This is a genomic window from Streptomyces yaizuensis (genome assembly GCF_034961445.1).
Classification (GTDB): Bacteria; Actinomycetota; Actinomycetes; order Streptomycetales; family Streptomycetaceae; genus Streptomyces; species Streptomyces yaizuensis.
On the sequence record NZ_BSBI01000011.1, the window covers coordinates 199,405 to 217,419 of the forward strand.

General features: G+C 72.1%; 18 protein-coding genes. 12 read left to right on the top strand and 6 right to left on the bottom strand.

Annotated features, from left to right (window positions below):
• The first annotated feature begins 2 nt into the window (after positions 1–2).
• Both tsaD and SYYSPA8_RS25315 read left to right on the top strand, forming a co-directional pair.
• A complete protein-coding gene (tsaD, locus tag SYYSPA8_RS25310; protein ID WP_323449601.1) occupies positions 3–1,139 on the top strand; it encodes a tRNA (adenosine(37)-N6)-threonylcarbamoyltransferase complex transferase subunit TsaD in 1,137 nt (378 codons plus the stop codon).
• Positions 1,139–1,411: a hypothetical protein gene (locus SYYSPA8_RS25315; RefSeq protein WP_323449602.1), complete on the top strand. Its 273-nt coding sequence runs from the start codon at positions 1,139–1,141 to the stop codon at positions 1,409–1,411. Before tsaD ends, SYYSPA8_RS25315 begins: the two co-directional genes overlap by 1 nt.
• 25 nt (positions 1,412–1,436) lie before the next feature.
• Here SYYSPA8_RS25315 and SYYSPA8_RS25320 read toward each other — a convergent pair whose 3' ends face one another.
• The gene (locus tag SYYSPA8_RS25320; RefSeq protein WP_407706075.1) at positions 1,437–2,186 is read right to left on the bottom strand and encodes a TetR/AcrR family transcriptional regulator; all 750 of its coding nucleotides are present in this window, start codon (positions 2,184–2,186) and stop codon (positions 1,437–1,439) included.
• A 99-nt stretch (positions 2,187–2,285) separates the two neighbouring features.
• On the opposite strand from SYYSPA8_RS25320, the gene SYYSPA8_RS25325 reads away from it, so the two are divergent.
• The gene (locus tag SYYSPA8_RS25325) at positions 2,286–3,758 is read left to right on the top strand and encodes an MFS transporter (protein ID WP_323449603.1); all 1,473 of its coding nucleotides are present in this window, start codon (positions 2,286–2,288) and stop codon (positions 3,756–3,758) included.
• A gap of 71 nt (positions 3,759–3,829) precedes the next feature.
• The gene (locus tag SYYSPA8_RS25330; RefSeq protein WP_323449604.1) at positions 3,830–4,186 is read left to right on the top strand and encodes a YciI family protein; all 357 of its coding nucleotides are present in this window, start codon (positions 3,830–3,832) and stop codon (positions 4,184–4,186) included.
• A 79-nt stretch (positions 4,187–4,265) separates the two neighbouring features.
• On the opposite strand, the gene SYYSPA8_RS25335 is transcribed toward SYYSPA8_RS25330, so the two are convergent.
• Entirely contained in the window at positions 4,266–5,435 is a 1,170-nt protein-coding gene (locus SYYSPA8_RS25335; protein WP_323449605.1) for a THUMP-like domain-containing protein, read from the bottom strand.
• A gap of 90 nt (positions 5,436–5,525) precedes the next feature.
• Here SYYSPA8_RS25335 and SYYSPA8_RS25340 point away from each other — a divergent pair, with 90 nt between their 5' ends.
• The 3 genes from SYYSPA8_RS25340 (at position 5,526) to groL (ending at position 8,764) form a co-directional block, all read left to right on the top strand.
• Positions 5,526–6,473 carry a polysaccharide deacetylase family protein gene (locus SYYSPA8_RS25340; RefSeq protein ID WP_407706076.1) on the top strand — a complete coding sequence of 316 codons (948 nt, stop codon included), beginning with the start codon at positions 5,526–5,528 and terminating at the stop codon, positions 6,471–6,473.
• Positions 6,474–6,722: 249 nt separating this feature from the next.
• Positions 6,723–7,031, top strand: coding sequence for a co-chaperone GroES (gene groES / locus SYYSPA8_RS25345; RefSeq protein WP_323449607.1), 309 nt, complete (start codon positions 6,723–6,725; stop codon positions 7,029–7,031).
• A gap of 110 nt (positions 7,032–7,141) precedes the next feature.
• The gene (groL, locus tag SYYSPA8_RS25350; protein ID WP_323449608.1) at positions 7,142–8,764 is read left to right on the top strand and encodes a chaperonin GroEL; all 1,623 of its coding nucleotides are present in this window, start codon (positions 7,142–7,144) and stop codon (positions 8,762–8,764) included.
• 105 nt (positions 8,765–8,869) lie between these two features.
• Here groL and SYYSPA8_RS25355 read toward each other — a convergent pair whose 3' ends face one another.
• The 3 genes from SYYSPA8_RS25355 to SYYSPA8_RS25365 all read right to left on the bottom strand — a co-directional run bounded on the left by SYYSPA8_RS25355 (position 8,870) and on the right by SYYSPA8_RS25365 (position 11,550).
• Positions 8,870–9,856 carry a hydroxyacid dehydrogenase gene (locus tag SYYSPA8_RS25355; RefSeq protein ID WP_323449719.1) on the bottom strand — a complete coding sequence of 329 codons (987 nt, stop codon included), beginning with the start codon at positions 9,854–9,856 and terminating at the stop codon, positions 8,870–8,872.
• A gap of 215 nt (positions 9,857–10,071) precedes the next feature.
• Positions 10,072–10,845, bottom strand: a complete 774-nt coding sequence (locus SYYSPA8_RS25360) for an SDR family NAD(P)-dependent oxidoreductase (RefSeq protein WP_323449609.1) — start codon at positions 10,843–10,845, stop codon at positions 10,072–10,074.
• 33 nt (positions 10,846–10,878) lie between these two features.
• A complete protein-coding gene (locus SYYSPA8_RS25365; RefSeq protein WP_323449610.1) occupies positions 10,879–11,550 on the bottom strand; it encodes an MOSC domain-containing protein in 672 nt (223 codons plus the stop codon).
• A gap of 105 nt (positions 11,551–11,655) precedes the next feature.
• Between SYYSPA8_RS25365 and SYYSPA8_RS25370 the strand changes: the two genes are divergently transcribed.
• Positions 11,656–12,552 (top strand): LysR family transcriptional regulator, encoded by an 897-nt coding sequence (locus SYYSPA8_RS25370; protein ID WP_323449611.1) that lies wholly within the window; start codon positions 11,656–11,658, stop codon positions 12,550–12,552.
• A gap of 214 nt (positions 12,553–12,766) precedes the next feature.
• Here the strand turns inward: SYYSPA8_RS25370 and SYYSPA8_RS25375 are convergent, their stop codons facing one another.
• The gene (locus tag SYYSPA8_RS25375; RefSeq protein WP_323449612.1) at positions 12,767–13,108 is read right to left on the bottom strand and encodes a WhiB family transcriptional regulator; all 342 of its coding nucleotides are present in this window, start codon (positions 13,106–13,108) and stop codon (positions 12,767–12,769) included.
• Positions 13,109–13,541: 433 nt separating this feature from the next.
• On the opposite strand from SYYSPA8_RS25375, the gene SYYSPA8_RS25380 reads away from it, so the two are divergent.
• The 4 genes from SYYSPA8_RS25380 to SYYSPA8_RS25395 all read left to right on the top strand — a co-directional run bounded on the left by SYYSPA8_RS25380 (position 13,542) and on the right by SYYSPA8_RS25395 (position 17,965).
• The gene (locus tag SYYSPA8_RS25380) at positions 13,542–14,153 is read left to right on the top strand and encodes a response regulator transcription factor (RefSeq protein ID WP_003948568.1); all 612 of its coding nucleotides are present in this window, start codon (positions 13,542–13,544) and stop codon (positions 14,151–14,153) included.
• A gap of 313 nt (positions 14,154–14,466) precedes the next feature.
• Positions 14,467–15,042 (top strand): sigma-70 family RNA polymerase sigma factor, encoded by a 576-nt coding sequence (locus SYYSPA8_RS25385; protein ID WP_323449613.1) that lies wholly within the window; start codon positions 14,467–14,469, stop codon positions 15,040–15,042.
• 188 nt (positions 15,043–15,230) lie between these two features.
• Positions 15,231–16,733, top strand: a complete 1,503-nt coding sequence (gene guaB / locus SYYSPA8_RS25390; RefSeq protein WP_323449614.1) for an IMP dehydrogenase — start codon at positions 15,231–15,233, stop codon at positions 16,731–16,733.
• Between the two features lie 107 nt (positions 16,734–16,840).
• Entirely contained in the window at positions 16,841–17,965 is a 1,125-nt protein-coding gene (locus SYYSPA8_RS25395; protein WP_323449615.1) for a GuaB3 family IMP dehydrogenase-related protein, read from the top strand.
• Positions 17,966–18,015: the final 50 nt, after the last annotated feature.

The following is an 18,015-nucleotide window of genomic DNA, read 5'->3' on the forward strand; positions in this document are numbered from 1 at the left end:
CGATGGCTGACGAACCGCTTGTACTCGGCATCGAGACCTCCTGCGACGAGACCGGGGTGGGCGTGGTGCGCGGGACGACCCTGCTCGCCGACGCCGTCGCCTCCAGCGTCGACACCCACGCCCGCTTCGGCGGCGTGGTCCCCGAGATCGCCTCCCGGGCGCATCTGGAGGCGATGGTCCCGACGATCGAACGCGCGCTGAAGGAGGCGGGGGTCTCCGCGCGCGACCTCGACGGCATCGCCGTCACCGCGGGCCCCGGACTCGCGGGCGCGCTGCTCGTGGGCGTCTCGGCGGCCAAGGCGTACGCGTACGCCCTGGGCAAGCCGCTGTACGGGGTGAACCACCTGGCCTCGCACATCTGCGTGGACCAGCTGGAGCACGGCAAGCTGCCCGAGCCGACGATGGCCCTGCTGGTCTCCGGCGGGCACTCCTCGCTGCTGCTCGCCCCCGACATCACCAGCGATGTCCGGCCGCTGGGCGCGACCATCGACGACGCGGCGGGCGAGGCGTTCGACAAGATCGCCCGCGTGCTCCACCTGGGCTTCCCCGGCGGCCCGGTGATCGACCGGCTGGCCAAGGAGGGCGACCCGGCCGCGATCGCGTTCCCGCGCGGGCTCACCGGCTCCCGGGACCCGGCGTACGACTTCTCCTTCTCCGGGCTGAAGACGGCGGTCGCCCGCTGGATCGAGGCGAAGCGGGCGGCGGGCGAGGAGGTGCCGGTGCGGGACGTGGCGGCCTCCTTCCAGGAGGCGGTCGTGGACGTGCTGACCCGTAAGGCGGTCCGCGCCTGCGTGGACGAGGGCGTCGACCATCTGATGATCGGCGGCGGGGTCGCGGCCAACTCCCGGCTGCGGGCGCTCGCCCAGGAGCGGTGCGAGCGGGCGGGCATCCGGCTGCGGGTGCCCCGGCCGAAGCTCTGCACCGACAACGGGGCGATGGTGGCGGCCCTGGGCGCGGAGATGGTCGCGCGCAACCGGCCGCCGTCCGACTGGGAGCTGTCGGCGGACTCGTCGCTGCCCGTGACGGACCCGCATGTGCCGGGCGCCGACCACGACCCGGACCACGAGCACGGCCACACCCACAGTCACACCCACAGTCACGATCATGTGCACGAGATCAGCAAGGAGAACCTCTACTGATGACCGATGACAGGGTGCTCGCCCTGATGTGGGAGGCCCGGGCCGTCCCCGGCCGGGGCGCGGAGCTGCTGGAGTGGGCCCGCGCGCAGGACGTGGGCGGGGAGCCGCTGCGGCGCGAGACCTTCCGGGCCTCCGGCGACCGGGTGCTCGTCATCACCTGGTGGCGGACGACGGGCGAGGACGGCGGGCCGCCGCAGCTGCCGGAGCCCCCGGCCGAGCTGGTCTCCCGGCCGGTGCACCGCTGGAGCTTCGAGTCCCTGGGCACCGGCTGACCCCCGGCCGCTGATTCACGGAGCGTCACCGAGGGGGGCGGGCCCGGCTCAGCAGCCCGTCCACGATCGCGGTCAGCTGCTCCTCCACGTCGTACCGCTGCAACTCCTCCCACCGGGGGGCCAGCTCCGTCAGCCGGGGCAGCTCGGCCGCGTCCTGCCCGGTGAGCAGCGCGGTGAAGGAGGGCCGGCGGTCCGGCTCCGCCGCCCGCTGGTCCCGGGCGGCGGTGAAGACCAGATCGCCGTAGACGAAGTGCCACAGGGTCCGGTACGCGTGCACCGCCTGTGCCTCGCCCAGCCCCCGGGCCAGCGCGCATTCGATGATCTCCTCGGCCATCCACAGCGCCTTCTTGTCGGTGACGTCGCCGCGCACCAGCACCTTCAGCACCCAGGGCATCCGCCGGATCAGGCCGTGCATATGGACCGCGACGGCGATCATCCGGTCGCGGGGGTCCTCGGGCAGCTGCGGGCGCGGCAGCGCGGTCGATGTGCCCGCCAGCGTCAGCAGCAGCAGTTCGTCCTTGTCCCGGACGTACGTGTAGAGCGCCATCGGGGTGCTGCCGACCTCCCGGGCCACCCGGCGCATCGAGAGGGCGTCCACCCCCTCCTCGTCGATGATCCGGCGGGCGGTGGCGACGATCGCCTGCGGGTCCAGCCGCCGCGGCCGGCCACGCCGCCGCCCGGCAGTTCCGTCCGGCGCCCCCCGACGGTCCGGTACCTCACGGTTGTCCGGGTCTATGGGCCCCGGGGTGCGTTTCTTCTTCTCTCCATCGGCCACCTGCGCATTTTCCCCCGGCTCTTTTCCATATGTATTTCTATACGCGTACAGTAATCTGCTTTCCGGGGCCGGGTGAGACGGAAATCGGGAGGGACAACGATGGACGGCCGGACACGGGACACCCGCTGGCTGCTGTCGGCGGTGCTCGTCGTGCAGTTCCTGGTGGCGCTCGACATGTCCGTGGTCAATGTGGCGCTGCCCGACATGCGCGACGACCTCGGCTTCACCCCCGGCGGCCTCCAATGGGTCGTGGGCGCGTACGCACTCGGCTTCGGCGGGCTGCTGATGCTCGGCGGCCGGCTCGCCGATCTCGTCGGCGGGCGGCGGCTGCTCCCGGCGGGTCTGGTGCTCTTCGGGGTGGCGAGCCTGATCGGCGGGGTGGTGTCGACCCCGGGCGCGCTGATCGCGGCGCGTGCCCTCCAGGGCGTCGGGGCGGCGGCGATCTCCCCGGTCGCCCTCGCGCTGATCACCCTGAGCTTCCCGGAGGGGCCGGCCCGGTCGCGGGCGCTGGGCCTGTGGGGCATGGCGGGCGCGGCCGGCGGGGCGGTCGGGGTGCTCGCCGGCGGGCTGCTGACGGACGCGGCCGGCTGGCGCGCGGTGATGCTCGTCAATGTGCCGATCGTGCTGTTCGCGCTCTTCGCGGCCGGCCGGGCCCGGCTGCCGGGCCCCCGGGACACGGTGGTGCCGGGGCTGGACATCGCGGGGGCGCTGCTCGTCACCGCCGGGATGTCGCTGCTGGTCCTCGGGGTGGTGCGGACCGAGAGCCATCCGTGGGGGTCGGCACAGGCCCTGCTGCCGCTGGGCGCGGCGGCGCTGCTGCTGACCGCGTTCGTCCTGGTGGAGCGGCGTACGCCGAGACCGCTGCTGCGGCTCGGGCTCCTCGCCGTCCGGCCGGTCCTGGGTGCGAACCTCTTCACCCTGCTGATCTGCTCCGGGCAGTTCGCTTCGTTCTACTTCTGCTCGCTCTACATGCAGCAGGTCCTCGGCTACGGCGCGGGGGCGACGGGCGCGGCCTTCCTGCCGTTCAGCGCGGGTGTGGTGGCCGGTTCGCTGATCGCGACCAGGGTGGTGGCGCGGACCGGCACCCGCGCGCTGCTGACGCTCGGCGGGCTGACCGGGGCGGCCGGGCTCGCCTGGTACGCCCTCGCCGCGACCCCCGACGGCACCTTCCTCACGGCCATCCTCGGCCCTTCGCTGGTGGCCAGCGTGGGCATAGGGATGAGCTTCGTCCCGCTCGGCACGGCGGCGGTCACCGGTGTGGCGCCCGGCGAGGCGGGCATGGCCTCCGGGCTGCTCAGCAGCTCCCGCCAGATCGGCGGGTCGCTGGGGCTCGCGGCCCTGGTGACGGCCGCCGCCTCCGTCACCGGGGACCGTACGGATCCGGCCGCGCTCGCGGAGGGCCACCGGCTGGCCTACGGGGTGGGCGCGGGGCTGCTGGCGCTGGGCGCCGCGCTGGCCTTCGCCCTGCTGCCGGGCCGTACCGACACCGACCGTGTGGCGGGCGCGGAGGAGAGCCGGAAGAATTCCGGGGGAGACGTCGATCCGGAGGTCTCCCGTTCGACGCAGAGGTGAGAGCAGAGGTGAGAGACGGGGAGAGGCCCCGGCTCACCCCATCAGGGCCCCGGGCCCGCCGAGGAGTCACCATGTCGCGTTTTCTGTCGCTCGTCCGCGTCGACGAGCGGAACGTCCCCGCCGAGGGCATCAGCGACGGTCTGATGGAACGGATGGGCGCGCTCATCGAGGAGATGACCAGGGCCGGGGTCCTGCTGGAGACCAACGGGCTGACGCCGACCTCGGACGGCACCCGGATCACCTGGTCCGGCGGCCGGCTGACCAGAACCGACGGACCGTTCACGGAGACCAGGGAGGTCGTCGGCGGATACGCCATCATCCGGGCCGCCGACAAGGCCGAGGCGATCGGGTGGACCCAGCGGTTCCTCCAGGTCCACGAGGAGTACTGGACCGTCACCTGCGAGATCCGCGAGATCGTCGAGGGCTGACGGCACCGCCGTTCGCCCCCTGTCGAACCCGTGACACCCGCGAACGCCCCCTGCTCGGAGCCCGCGCCCGGCCTCCGGCTTACATCCTCTTCCCGATCAGCATGCTGGGCGCACCCGCCACCCTGGTCAGGAACACCGTCGCCGCGTTCGGCCCCTTCGGCTTCACCCGCCGCCGCAGTTCCTCGGGTTCGATCGCCGAGCCGCGCTTCTTCACCGTCAGGGTGCCGATCTCCCGTTCCCGGACGAGGGCCTTGAGGTTCTTCAGATGGAAGGGCAGCACGTCGGTGATCTCGTACCCGGTGGCGTACGGCAGCGCCGGGTGCGCCTCGTCGGCGGTGATGTAGGCGATGGTCTCGTCGATGAGTCCGCCGCCGACCGACTCGGCCACCTCCGCGACGAGATGGGCGCGGATCACGGCGCCGTCCGGTTCGTACAGATAGCGCCCGACGGGCCGCACCGGCGGGTTCGGCAGGCCCCGGCCGGTGAGGGTGGTCCCGGCGGGCAGCAGGGTCGCGCGCACCGTGCCGGCGCCGGTGCCGGGGCCCGACCAGAGGACGGCTTCCTTCACATCGCCCTCGTACGAGATCCACTCCGCCCCGAAGTCGTCGGGGACCAGTTCGTGCGGCACCCCGGGGGCGATCTTCAGTGCGGCGTACGGGCGGGCGCGGGCCGCTTCGAGTGCCCAGGACAGGGGCGGGGAGTACGCCTCGGGGTCGAAGATGCGGCCCCGGCCGCCGCGCCGGGCGGGGTCCACGAAGACCGCGTCGTACGCCGAGGTGTCGATGTCGGTGACGTCCGCCTCGCGGACCTCGATCAGTCCGGCCAGGCCCAGGGCTCGGGCGTTGGCGCGGGCGGTCGCCGCGGTGAGCGGGTCGCGGTCGACGGCGAGGACCGAGATCCCGGCGCGGGCCAGCGCGATGGCGTCCCCGCCGATGCCGCTGCACAGATCGGCCACCGTGCGGACACCGAGCGCGGCGAAGCGCCGGGCGCGGTGCTCGGCGACGGCGCCACGGGTGGCCTGTTCCACGCCGTGGGGCGTGAAGTACATGCGGTACGCGTCCTCCGCGCCGAATTTCGCCACTGCGCGCTGCCGCAGCCGGGCCTGGCCGATGGCCGCCGACACGAGGGCGGCGGGGTGGTCGCGGCGCAGCCGGGTGGCGACGGCCAGTTCCCGCGCGGGGTCGAGGTCGCGCAGCTCGTCCAGCAGGCTCTGGCCCTCGTCGGTGAGGAGCGGGGAGAGGTCGTTCACCTGGACATTGTGGGCCAGCCGGGGGACGGTCCGCCTCCGGCGGCGGTGTCGGGCGGGTGGGGCGCGGCTCGGCTGACAGGATCCAGCGCCATGAAGCTCAACGGACAAAACGAAAAAAATACCGCAAAGGCCAGACGGGTGAAGCGCCGCAGGACCCGGGTCGCCGCCGCGTCCGCCGCGCTGCTCGCCGCCGTCGCGGCCGGCGCGTGCACGGCCGAGCCCCCCGCCGGACCCCCCGGCGCACGCGGACCGGGGGCGGAGCAGAGCCGAACCGGAGCGCCCGGATCGCCGGCCGACCGCGCCGAACAGGCCCGGCGGTCCCAGACCCTGCGGGCCGCCGCCGCCGCGAAGTGGGGCCTGGAGCGGGTCCCGCTGGCCGCGCCCCCGCCCCCCGCCGTCAAACCGGCGCTGACCACCCGCGAGGGATTCGAGGTCGCGGGCCACGATCGGCTGCCGCCGGTCTTCACCACGGTCCCGGTGACCGAGCGGGTCGTCTTCCTGACCATCGACGACGGCCGCGAGAAGGACCCCGACCTGCTGCGGATGATGACGGAGCTGGGGATCCCGTACAGCTCGTTCCTCAGCGACTACCTGATCAGCGACGACTACGCGTACTTCGGGGAGATGCGCGACCGGGGCGTCGCCCTGCACAACCACACCCTGAACCACCGCTACATGCCCGCGCTCGACTACGCGGAGCAGAAGCGGGAGATCTGCGGCCAGCAGGACCGGCTGGCGCGGCGGTACGGGACGCGGCCGCCGCTCTTCCGTCCCCCGTACGGCAACTACAACCAGGACACGCTGCGCGCGGCCAGGGCGTGCGGGGTCAAGGCCGTGCCGCTGTGGGCCGCCGAGGCGTTCCCGGACCGCATGGAGTGGCGGGAGTGGGACCGGGACCTGCATCCGGGCGACATCATCCTGACCCACTTCCGGGGGGCGGACGAGTGGGACGGCACGATGGTGGACATGATCCGGCAGGTGATGCGGACGGTCACGGAGAAGGGGTACGCGGTCGCCCGGCTCGAAGACTACGTCTGAGCCCTCCCGGCCCCGCCCGGGACGGCCCGGCCGGGGGCGCCGCCGCCCGCGTCCGGCCGACGCCAGGGGGCCGTATCTGGCACTCCGCTTGACCGAGTGCTAAGCGCGGTCATAGTCTCGGGTCTGGCACTCCCCATTGGAGAGTGCCAACACAGCGACGGGCAGGTCCGGCACCCGCGACGACGGATCCACCTGGTCGCCACCTCAGACAGTAAACCCCGTGAGATCTCCGAAGGGGGAGGTCGGATCGTGACGACCACCAGCTCCAAGGTTGCCATCAAGCCGCTTGAGGACCGCATTGTGGTCCAGCCGCTCGACGCCGAGCAGACCACGGCCTCCGGCCTGGTCATCCCGGACACCGCGAAGGAGAAGCCCCAGGAGGGCGTCGTCCTCGCGGTCGGCCCGGGCCGTTTCGAGAACGGCGAGCGCCTGCCGCTCGACGTCCAGACCGGCGACGTCGTGCTCTACAGCAAGTACGGCGGCACCGAGGTGAAGTACAACGGCGAGGAGTACCTCGTCCTCTCGGCCCGCGACGTGCTCGCGGTCATCGAGAAGTAATTCACCCCATTTTTTGAACGCGCCCCTGGCCCCCGCTTTCTCACACATCCGGGCGCTGGGGGCGCTGTTCGTATCGCGGTTCGCATCACGAAGAGGACTGAGACGCTTCCATGGCGAAGATCCTGAAGTTCGACGAGGACGCCCGTCGCGCCCTTGAGCGCGGCGTCAACAAGCTGGCCGACACGGTCAAGGTGACGATCGGCCCCAAGGGCCGCAACGTCGTCATCGACAAGAAGTTCGGCGCCCCCACCATCACCAACGACGGTGTCACCATCGCTCGCGAGGTCGAGCTGGACGACCCGTACGAGAACCTGGGCGCCCAGCTGGTGAAGGAGGTGGCGACCAAGACCAACGACATCGCGGGTGACGGCACCACCACCGCCACCGTCCTGGCCCAGGCGCTGGTCCGCGAGGGCCTGCGCAACGTCGCCGCCGGCGCCTCCCCCTCTTCGCTGAAGAAGGGCATCGACGCCGCGGTCAAGGCCGTGTCCGATGAGCTTCTCGCGACCGCCCGTCCGATCGAGGACAAGTCCGACATCGCCGCCGTCGCCGCGCTGTCCGCCCAGGACCAGCAGGTCGGCGAGCTGGTCGGCGAGGCCATGGACAAGGTCGGCAAGGACGGTGTCATCACCGTCGAGGAGTCCAACACCTTCGGCCTGGAGCTGGACTTCACCGAGGGCATGGCCTTCGACAAGGGCTACCTCTCCCCGTACATGGTCACCGACCAGGAGCGGATGGAAGCCGTCCTGGACGACCCGTACATCCTGATCAACCAGGGCAAGATCTCGTCCATCCAGGACCTGCTGCCGCTGCTGGAGAAGGTCATCCAGGCGGGTGGCTCCCGGCCGCTGCTGATCATCGCCGAGGACGTCGAGGGCGAGGCGCTCTCCACCCTGGTCGTGAACAAGATCCGCGGCACGTTCAACGCCGTGGCCGTCAAGGCCCCCGGCTTCGGCGACCGCCGCAAGGCGATGCTCCAGGACATGGCCACCCTCACCGGTGCCACCGTCATCGCCGAGGAGGTCGGCCTCAAGCTCGACCAGGCCGGCCTGGACGTGCTGGGCAGCGCCCGCCGCGTGACGATCACCAAGGACGACACCACCATCGTCGACGGCGGGGGCAACTCCGGCGACGTCGCGGGCCGTGTCGCCCAGATCAAGGCCGAGATCGAGTCCACCGACTCGGACTGGGACCGCGAGAAGCTCCAGGAGCGCCTGGCGAAGCTCGCCGGCGGCGTCTGCGTCATCCGTGTCGGCGCCGCCACCGAGGTGGAGCTGAAGGAGAAGAAGCACCGTCTGGAGGACGCCATCTCCGCGACCCGCGCCGCGGTCGAGGAGGGCATCGTCTCCGGTGGTGGCTCCGCGCTCGTCCACGCCGTCAAGGTGCTGGAGGGCAACCTCGGCAAGGAGGGCGACGAGGCCACCGGTGTCGCCGTCGTCCGCCGCGCCGCCGTCGAGCCGCTGCGCTGGATCGCGGAGAACGCCGGCCTGGAGGGCTACGTCATCGTCTCCAAGGTCGCCGAGCTGGAGAAGGGCCAGGGCTACAACGCCGCCAGCGGCGAGTACGGCGACCTGGTGAAGGCCGGCGTCATCGACCCGGTCAAGGTCACCCGCTCCGCCCTGGAGAACGCGGCCTCCATCGCGTCCCTCCTGCTCACGACCGAGACCCTGGTCGTCGAGAAGAAGGAAGAGGAGCCGGCCGACGCGGGTCACGGCCACGGCCACTCCCACTGAGGCACGGCGCCGGCAGGCGCCCACGGAGCCCAGCGCTCCGCCCGGCCCGGTGTCCCCGTCGCGGGGGCACCGGGCCGGGCCCGTTTCCGATGGCTCCCGCGAACGTCAGGCGCTGCGGCCCAGCGCGTCGGGCCGTACCCCCTCGGCGAAGGGCAGCCCCCGGGCGAACCGCTCCAACTCGTCCAGCGCCGCGTCGGCCAGCCGGTGCAGCTCGCCCCCGAGCGAGCCCGCGACATGCGGCGTCAGCAGCACATTGGGCAGGGTGTACAGGGGCGAGCCCGGGACGGGGGGCTCCGGGTCGGTCACGTCGAGCACCGCGTACAGCCGCCCCGACACCAGCTCCGGCAGCAGCGCCGACTCGTCCACCAGCGACCCCCGCGCGGTGTTGACCAGCGTCGCCCCGTCCCGCATCAGCGCCAGCCGGCGGCCGTCGATCAGACGGCGGGTCTCCGGCAGCTCCGGCGCGTGCACGGACACGACATCGCTCGTCCGGCACAGCTCGTCCAGACCTGTCCGCACCGCCCCGAGCGCCGCCGCCTCCGCTTCCGTGGCATACGGGTCGTACAGCAGCACCCGCAGCTCGAAGGGGCGCAGCAGGGCGATCACCCGGCGGCCCACCCGGGACGCGCCGACGATGCCGACCGTACGGCGGTAATTGCCCCTCTCGTCGGGGGCCCCGAGCCAGTCGGCGGGCGCGCGGGCCGCCGCGTACCAGCGGGCCGACTCCAGGACCCGCTTGTTGGCGAGGAGGACGGCGGCGAGGGTGTACTCGGCCACCGGTACGGCGTTCGCGGACGCCGCCGAGGAGACCGTGAGGCCGCGCTCCCAGCAGGCGGCGGTGACATGGTGGCGCACCGAGCCGGCCGCGTGGACGACCGCGCGCAGCCGGGGTGCGGCGGCGAGCGCACAGGCGTCCAGGACCGGCGCTCCCCAGCAGGTCAGCAGGGCGTCGGCGGTGGCGAGCGCGGAGCGGACGGCGGGGGAGGGGTGGGTGAGGTCATGGGCGACGAGCCGCGGGTCGCACCGGGCCAGGGAGGTCAGCCGGGCCAGCTGCTCCGCCGTGAACAGCCGCTCGGCGACCCCGGGGCCCATGGCGAGCAGGACCTCGGGCCGCTCGCCTTCTCGTCGCTGTTCCACTTCGTGCTGTTCCACTCCGTACGGCTGCCCGGGTGACGGCGGCCGTACGCATGCGGGTGCCCGGGGAACGTGCGGATGCCCGGCGGAAGCGGACCGTTGCCGGGGGAGCGGACCGTGCCGTACCGCTCGGTGGCGGGCGCTACCGCGGTCCGTACGTCCGGCCGGTGGCGTTACTGCGGTCCGTACTTCCGGCCGGCCTTGGAGCTGACCCCGCCCAGCAGCCCGCGCGGCGCCAGCTTCACCAGGCCGGTGAGGGCCTTGTACCGGGGGTCGGGCACGGAGACCGTCTTCCCCCGGGCCAGATCGGTGAGCGCGGCGCCCACCAGCTTGTCCGCGTCCAGCCACATCCAGCCGGGGATGTTGTCGGTGCCCATCCCGGCCCGCTGGTGGAACTCGGTCCGCACGAAACCGGGGCAGAGCGCCATCAGCCGTACGCCGGTGCCGGCCAGGTCCCGGGCGACGCCCTGGGTGAACTGCACGACCCACGCCTTGGAGGCGCCGTAGGTGCCCCGGGGGACGAACGCGGCCACCGACGCCACATTGATCACGGCGCCCCGGCGGCGCTCCCGCATCGGGCCCGCGGCGGCGGCCGTGAGCCGCAGCACCGCCTCGCAGTGCACCTTCAGCATGGTCAGCTCGTCGGCCATGGAGACTTCGAGGAAGCGCCCCTTGTTGCCGAAGCCGGCATTGTTGACCAGCAGGTCCACCGGGTTGCGGGGGTCCGCCAGACGCTTCTCCGCCTGGGCGATGCCGTCCTCGGTCGCGAGGTCGGCTGTGAGCACCTCGGCCTCGACGCCGTGCCGGTCGTGCAGGTCGGTGGCGAGCTGCTGGAGCCGTCCGGTGTCGCGCGCCACCAGCACCAGATTGTGTCCGTCGGCGGCGAGCCGCCGTGCGAAGGCGGCGCCGATGCCCGCGGTCGCGCCCGTGATCAATGCGGTCGTCATAGGGGCACGGTAGTGCCCGTTGGCCGTGGACGGTCAGGCACGCTGGTACTTCGCCACATATTCACGAGCCATCCGCAGCAGATCGGCACCGAGCGCGTCCTGCGCCACGAGCAGCTCCGGCAGCAGGGTCCGCTCGGTGGTCTGCGCCCGGAAGGCCATGCTCGCGGTGACGCCGTGGTCCGGCCGGTGCACGATCTCCACCGCGTCACCGGCCCGGACCGCGCCCGGCTCGATCACCCGCAGATACGCGCCGCTGCGCGCGTGCCGGGTGAAGCGGCGCACCCAGCCCGGCTCGCCCAGGTGCCCCTGGAACGTGCGGCACGGGACCCGGCCGTCCGTCACCTCCAGGACGACGCCGGTGCCGGGGGCGCCGATCCGCCAGCGCTCGCCGATCAGGGCATCGCTGACCTCGATCCCGACGGTGGTCAGATTCTCCCCGAAGCTCCCGTCGGGCAGCTTCCGTCCCAGCTCCCGCTCCCACTGGTCGAGATCCTCGCGGGCGAACGCGTACACCGCCTGGTCGGAGCCGCCGTGGTGGCGCTTGTCGCCGATCATGTCCCCGGCGAGGCCGCTGCCGCCGACACCCTTCGGACCCGGGTCCGCCACCTCGACGGGCCCGTCGACGGGGCGCTTGTCGATGCCGGTCGGACGGTCGCTGTACGGCACCGGCCTGGTCGGGCCGACATTGACGCTCAGAACGCTCATGGGAACTCTCCTGGGGCCTTTCATGCGATCCAGGCTAGAACCTCCACTCTCAAATGATCCAGTGAATATTTCTCACTCTCCCCAAGTTTCGCTTATATTCGAGGGGTGATCGAAGCCCGTCATCTCCGAGTCCTGCGCGCGGTGGCCGCCACCGGTTCCTTCTCCGCGGCCGCCCGCAGCCTGGGCTGCACCCAGCCCGCCGTGAGCCAGCAGATGAAGGCCCTGGAGACCTCGGCGGGCACCCCGCTGCTGATCCGTACGGGCCGGGAGATGCGGCTGACGCAGGCCGGGGAGGTGCTGGTGCGCCACGCCTCCGGCATCCTCGCCGGGCTGACGGCGGCCGAGGAGGAGATCGCGGCCATCGCGGGCCTGCGGGCCGGCCGGGTGCGGCTGGTCTCCTTCCCCAGCGGCAGCTCCACGCTGGTGCCCACCGCGCTGGCGGCGCTGCGGGCCGCCCACCCGGGCACCCGGGTCTCCCTGGTGGACGCGGAGCCGCCGCGTTCGGTGGAGATGCTGCGCGAGGGGGACTGCGATGTGGCGCTGGCCTTCCGCTACGGGGGCACGGAGCGCGAGAGCGAGTGGGACGACCTGGTCGTCCGGCCGCTCTTCTCGGACCGGCTGGTCGGGCTGGTCCCCGAGGGGCACCGGCTCGCCGGGGCGGATGCCGTGACCATCGGCGACCTCGCGGACGAGCCGTGGATCGCGGGCTGCCCGCGCTGCCGCCGGCAGCTGGTCGAGGTCTGCGAGAGCGCCGGTTTCACCCCCCGTATCGACTTCGCCACGGACGACTATCCGGCGGTGATCGGCCTGGTGGGGGCGGGGCTCGGGGTCGCCGTCCTGCCGGAGCTGGCGCTGGAGTCGGTCCGTCCGAAGGGGGCACGCACGGTCGCCGTCGAGCCGGCGGTGTCCCGGGAGATCGTCGCGCTGACCCTGCCGGACCTCTCCCAGGTGCCGGCGGTCGCCGCCACGCTGGACCAGCTCGCGCGGGCGGCGGCGCGCTGATCCGCCGCGTAACCGCCCTGCCGCGTGCCCGCGCTGTGGCGGTGGTGGGACGGTCGCGGGGTCGGCCTGTCGGGGCGGTGGGACGGTCGGGGCGGTGGGACGGTCGTGGTGGTGAGGCGGTCGCGCGGTGAGGCGGTCGCGGCGGTGGGCCGGGGCCGTCGGGTGCGGGGCCGTTTGCAGGAACGTTTCTGCGCTCTCCCGCGCGGCCGTCGGGTCAGCTCTGGCCCCGTGCCCCCGCCGGGCCCGGCGCGGCCGTGTTCGTCGCCGGTACGAGCCGGTGCCTGGCCCGGCCCATCAGCTCCTCGCGCTCGTCCTCGGTCAGCCCGCCCCAGACGCCGTACGGCTCCCGTACCGCCAGGGCGTGCGCCGCGCACTCCGCGCGGACCGGGCACCTCATGCACACCTCTTTCGCCGAGTTCTCACGCGCGCTGCGCGCCGCGCCCCGCTCGCCCTCCGGGTGGAAGAAGAGCGAACTGTCCACCCCACGGCAGGCCGCGAGGAGCTGCCAGTCCCACAGATCGGCGTTGGGTCCGGGAAGGCGGGAGAAATCTGCCATAGCGCTTGCCCCTTGAAACCGTGCTGAGTGGATCGGTATGGCCGGGCGCGGGCGGGGTACGGGCCGTACCCGGCACCCGCACACTGCCCCACGACCGTACATCTAATGTGTAAGTAGATGTAAATATGATTCATTGCGAATCTAGCCATAGACACCACCCAAAGTGAAGAAAAGCCTCTAAATGGGGCATGCGTGGTGTGCGGAGAGCCGTTCCCCCCTGGTGACGGGCCCCCTCGCGCGGAGTGCCGAAGAGTCCGTGCCGACCCGTAACTCTTTCGAGTGACCATCGTTGGCAGTGCGGAGGCGGTTGCCGCGACGAGCGCTCGGTCACATGTCCGATACATGTCCGAGTGGGTCCCGGTGGCCGCACAGGTGAAAACACATACTCAGCCTGGAGGCACAAGGTGACGCGCATCAGCTGCGGAGGGCGGCCATGACATCCGTCCTCGTCTGTGACGACTCCCCGCTCGCCCGAGAGGCGCTCCGCCGCGCGGTCGCGACCGTGCCCGGCGTCGAGCGTGTGACGACCGCGGCCAACGGCGAGGAAGTCCTCCGCCGCTGGGGCGCGGACCGCTCGGATCTGATCCTGATGGACGTGCGCATGCCCGGACTGGGCGGCGTCGAGACCGTGCGGCGGCTGCTCTCGGCCGACCCAGGGGCCCGGATCATCATGCTCACCGTCGCGGAGGACCTCGACGGGGTGGCCCTCGCCGTCGCCGCCGGGGCCCGGGGCTATCTGCACAAGGACGCCTCCCGCGCCGAGCTGCGCGCGACCGTCACCCAGGCCCTCGCCGACCCGACCTGGCGGCTCGCCCCCCGGCGGCTGCGCTCGGCCGAGATGGGCGCCGCGCCCACGCTCACCGCGCGGGAGATCCAGGTGCTGGAGGGCATGAGCCACGGCCGGTCCAACGCCGAGATCGGGCGTGAGCTCTTTCTCTCCGAGGACACGGTCAAGACGCACGCCCGCAGGCTCTTCAAGAAGCTGGGCGCGTCGGACCGGGCGCACGCCGTCGCGCTGGGTTTCCGCTGGGGTCTGGTGCGTTAGACGGGCCCGGCCGTACGGGCCCGACAGGCCCGCGGCGAGCCCCGGACGGCCGGTCCGGGGGGCGCGTACCGAGCGCCCCCCGACCCCGCCCGCCCGTACGGTGGGCGGGGATCGGCGAGGAGTCCGGCGACCGCGGGCGTCCGTTTCCGCCGGGATGCCGCATCCTTGAGATGTGGAGTTCCTCGGGGACGAGTCCGGCGAGCGGAAGGGGAGGGCGCAGGCGATGAGTTCCGGCGTACCTGCTCATAACGCTTCGGTGCACAACATGGGACACGGTGCCACGGATCAGCGGCCACCAAGGCACCATGGACCGATGCGTGACGACAACACCACGGTGATCGGTGGCCTCGTTCACCGTGCCGTCGAGGGAGACGAGCAAGCCACGCACGATCTCCTCGCGCATGTCCATCCGCTCGCGCTGCGCTTCTGCCGCACCCGGCTGAACCGGCTGCCGGGCGACGCGCGTCACTTTGTGGAGGATCTGGCGCAGGAGGTCTGCGTCGCGGTCCTCATGGCCCTGCCCCGTTATCGGGACACCGGCCGGCCCTTCGAGGCGTTCGTCTTCGCGATCGCCTCGCACAAGGTCGCCGATCTCCAGCGGGCGGCCATGCGCCACCCCGGATCGACGGCCGTGCCCTCCGACGAGATGCCCGAGCGGGCGGACGACTCCCTCGGGCCCGAGGAGCGCGCCCTGCTCAGCGATGACGCGGAGTGGACCAGGAAGCTGCTGGCCAACCTCCCCGAGAACCAGCGCGAGCTGCTGGTGCTGCGGGTGGCGGTCGGGCTGACGGCGGAGGAGACGGGGCAGATGCTGGGCATGTCCCCGGGTGCGGTCCGGGTCGCCCAGCACCGGGCCCTGAGCAGGCTGCGGGCCCTCGCCGAGCAGTAGCACCCCGTCATCGGCCACGGTCGTCCGCGGTGGTGCGCTCCTGGTGCGCTCCTGGTGCGCGCGGCCGCCCGGCAGGTATGTGTATCAACCCACAAACCTGCCGGGCGATCTTGTTCGTGGAATGAGTCGGCGTCCCGGGCCGTTAGCATGGACATCCGCACCGATCAAGGCCATTTGGGGAAGGTGTCATGACCAACGTCGACGGAGTGCCCGAGAAATTCGCGACACTCGGGCTGACCTACGACGATGTGCTGCTGCTGCCGGGTGCCTCGGACATGGCGCCCGACCAGATCGACACCTCCTCGTACATCTCGAAGAACGTCCGGGTGAACATCCCGCTGCTCTCCGCGGCGATGGACAAGGTCACCGAGGCCCGGATGGCCATCGCCATGGCCCGCCAGGGCGGCGCGGGCGTGCTGCACCGCAATCTCTCCATCGCCGACCAGGCCAACCAGGTCGACCTGGTCAAGCGCTCCGAGTCGGGCATGGTCAGCGACCCGATCACGGTGCACCCCGACGCCACCCTCGCCGAGGCCGACCAGCTCTGCGCGAAGTTCCGCATCAGCGGTGTCCCGGTCACCGACCGCTCCGGCCGGCTGCTGGGCATCGTCACCAACCGTGACATGGCCTTCGAGTCGGACCGCGGCCGTCAGGTGCGCGAGGTCATGACCCCGATGCCGCTGGTCACCGGCAAGGTCGGGATCTCCGGTGTGGACGCCATGGAGCTGCTGCGCCGCCACAAGATCGAGAAGCTGCCGCTGGTCGACGACGCGGGCGTCCTCAAGGGCCTGATCACGGTCAAGGACTTCGTCAAGGCCGAGCAGTACCCGAACGCCGCCAAGGACAAGGAAGGCCGGCTGCTCGTCGGCGCGGCCGTCGGTGTCGCCGGCGACGCCTTCGAGCGCGCCCAGGCCCTGATCGAGGCCGGTGTCGACTTCATCGTCGTGGACACCGCCCACGGCCACTCCCGGCTGGTCGGCGACATGGTCGCCAAGATCAAGTCGAACGCCGCCGGCGTCGACGTCATCGGCGGCAACATCGCCACCCGCGACGGCGCCCAGGCCCTGATCGACGCCGGTGTCGACGGCATCAAGGTGGGCGTGGGCCCCGGCTCCATCTGTACCACCCGCGTGGTCGCCGGTATCGGCGTACCGCAGGTCACCGCGATCTACGAGGCGTCCCTCGCCGCCAAGGCGGCCGGTGTCCCGGTCATCGGCGACGGTGGTCTCCAGTACTCCGGCGACATCGCGAAGGCCCTGGTCGCCGGCGCGGACACGGTGATGCTGGGCTCGCTCCTCGCGGGCTGCGAGGAGTCGCCGGGCGAGCTGATGTTCATCAACGGCAAGCAGTTCAAGTCGTACCGGGGCATGGGCTCCCTGGGCGCCATGCAGTCCCGTGGCGAGCAGCGCTCCTTCTCCAAGGACCGCTACTTCCAGGAGGGCGTCGCCTCCGACGAGAAGCTGGTGCCCGAGGGCATCGAGGGCCAGGTCCCCTACCGGGGTCCGCTCTCGGCCGTCGTCCACCAGCTGGTGGGCGGTCTTCGCCAGTCGATGTTCTACGTCGGCGGACGCACGGTTCCGCAGCTTCAGGCCAACGGCCGTTTCGTCCGGATCACGTCGGCGGGGCTCAAGGAGAGCCACCCGCACGACATCCAGATGACCGTCGAGGCGCCCAACTACAGCAGGAAGTAGCAGCTCACCGGTGATGCGGGGGCGGTTCCGGGGTTCCGGAGCCGCCCCCGTTCCCCGTGTCGGGGATACTGGTAGGCGCCACACGCAGAGGGAAAGGCAACACTAAGGTGACTGAGATCGAGATCGGGCGCGGCAAGCGCGGTCGCAGGGCGTACGCGTTCGATGACATCGCCGTCGTTCCGAGCCGGCGCACACGGGACCCGAAGGAGGTCTCGATCACCTGGCAGATCGACGCCTACCGCTTTGACCTTCCCTTCCTGGCCGCCCCCATGGACTCCGTGGTCTCGCCGCAGACCGCGATCCGCATCGGTGAGCTGGGCGGTCTCGGGGTGCTCAACCTCGAAGGTCTGTGGACGCGGTACGAGGACCCGCAGCCGCTCCTGGACGAGATCGCGGAGCTGCCCGAGGAGACCGCGACCCGGCGCCTCCAGGAGATCTACGCGGCCCCGATCAAGGAAGAGCTGATCGGGCAGCGGATCAAGGAGGTGCGGGACTCGGGCGTGGTGACGGCCGCGGCCCTCTCCCCGCAGCGCACCGCGCAGTTCTCCAAGGCCGTCGTGGACGCCGGGGTGGACCTCTTCGTCATCCGCGGCACCACGGTCTCCGCGGAGCACGTCTCGGGCGCTTCGGAGCCGCTGAACCTGAAGCAGTTCATCTACGAGCTGGACGTCCCCGTCATTGTCGGCGGCTGCGCCACCTACACGGCCGCGCTGCACCTGATGCGGACCGGCGCTGCGGGCGTGCTGGTGGGCTTCGGCGGCGGCGCCGCCCACACCACCCGCAATGTGCTCGGCATCCAGGTCCCGATGGCGACGGCCGTCGCGGACGTGGCCGCCGCCCGCCGCGACTACATGGACGAGTCCGGTGGCCGCTATGTGCACGTCATCGCCGACGGCGGTGTGGGCTGGTCCGGGGACCTGCCCAAGGCGATCGCCTGCGGCGCCGACGCGGTCATGATCGGCTCCCCGCTGGCCCGTGCCACCGACGCCCCCGGCCGCGGCCGGCACTGGGGCATGGAGGCCGCGCACGAGGACGTGCCGCGCGGCAAGCTGGTCGACCTGGGCATCGTGGGCACCACCGAGGAGGTGCTCACCGGCCCGTCGCACTCCCCGGACGGCTCGATGAACTTCTTCGGGGCGCTGCGCCGGGCGATGGCGACCACGGGCTACAGCGAGCTGAAGGAGTTCCAGCGGGTCGAGGTCACCGTCGCGGACTCGCAGCACCGCCGCTGATCCCACCCGGAGAGCTTCGAGGGCCCGGCCGCCGTTGTCACGGTGGCCGG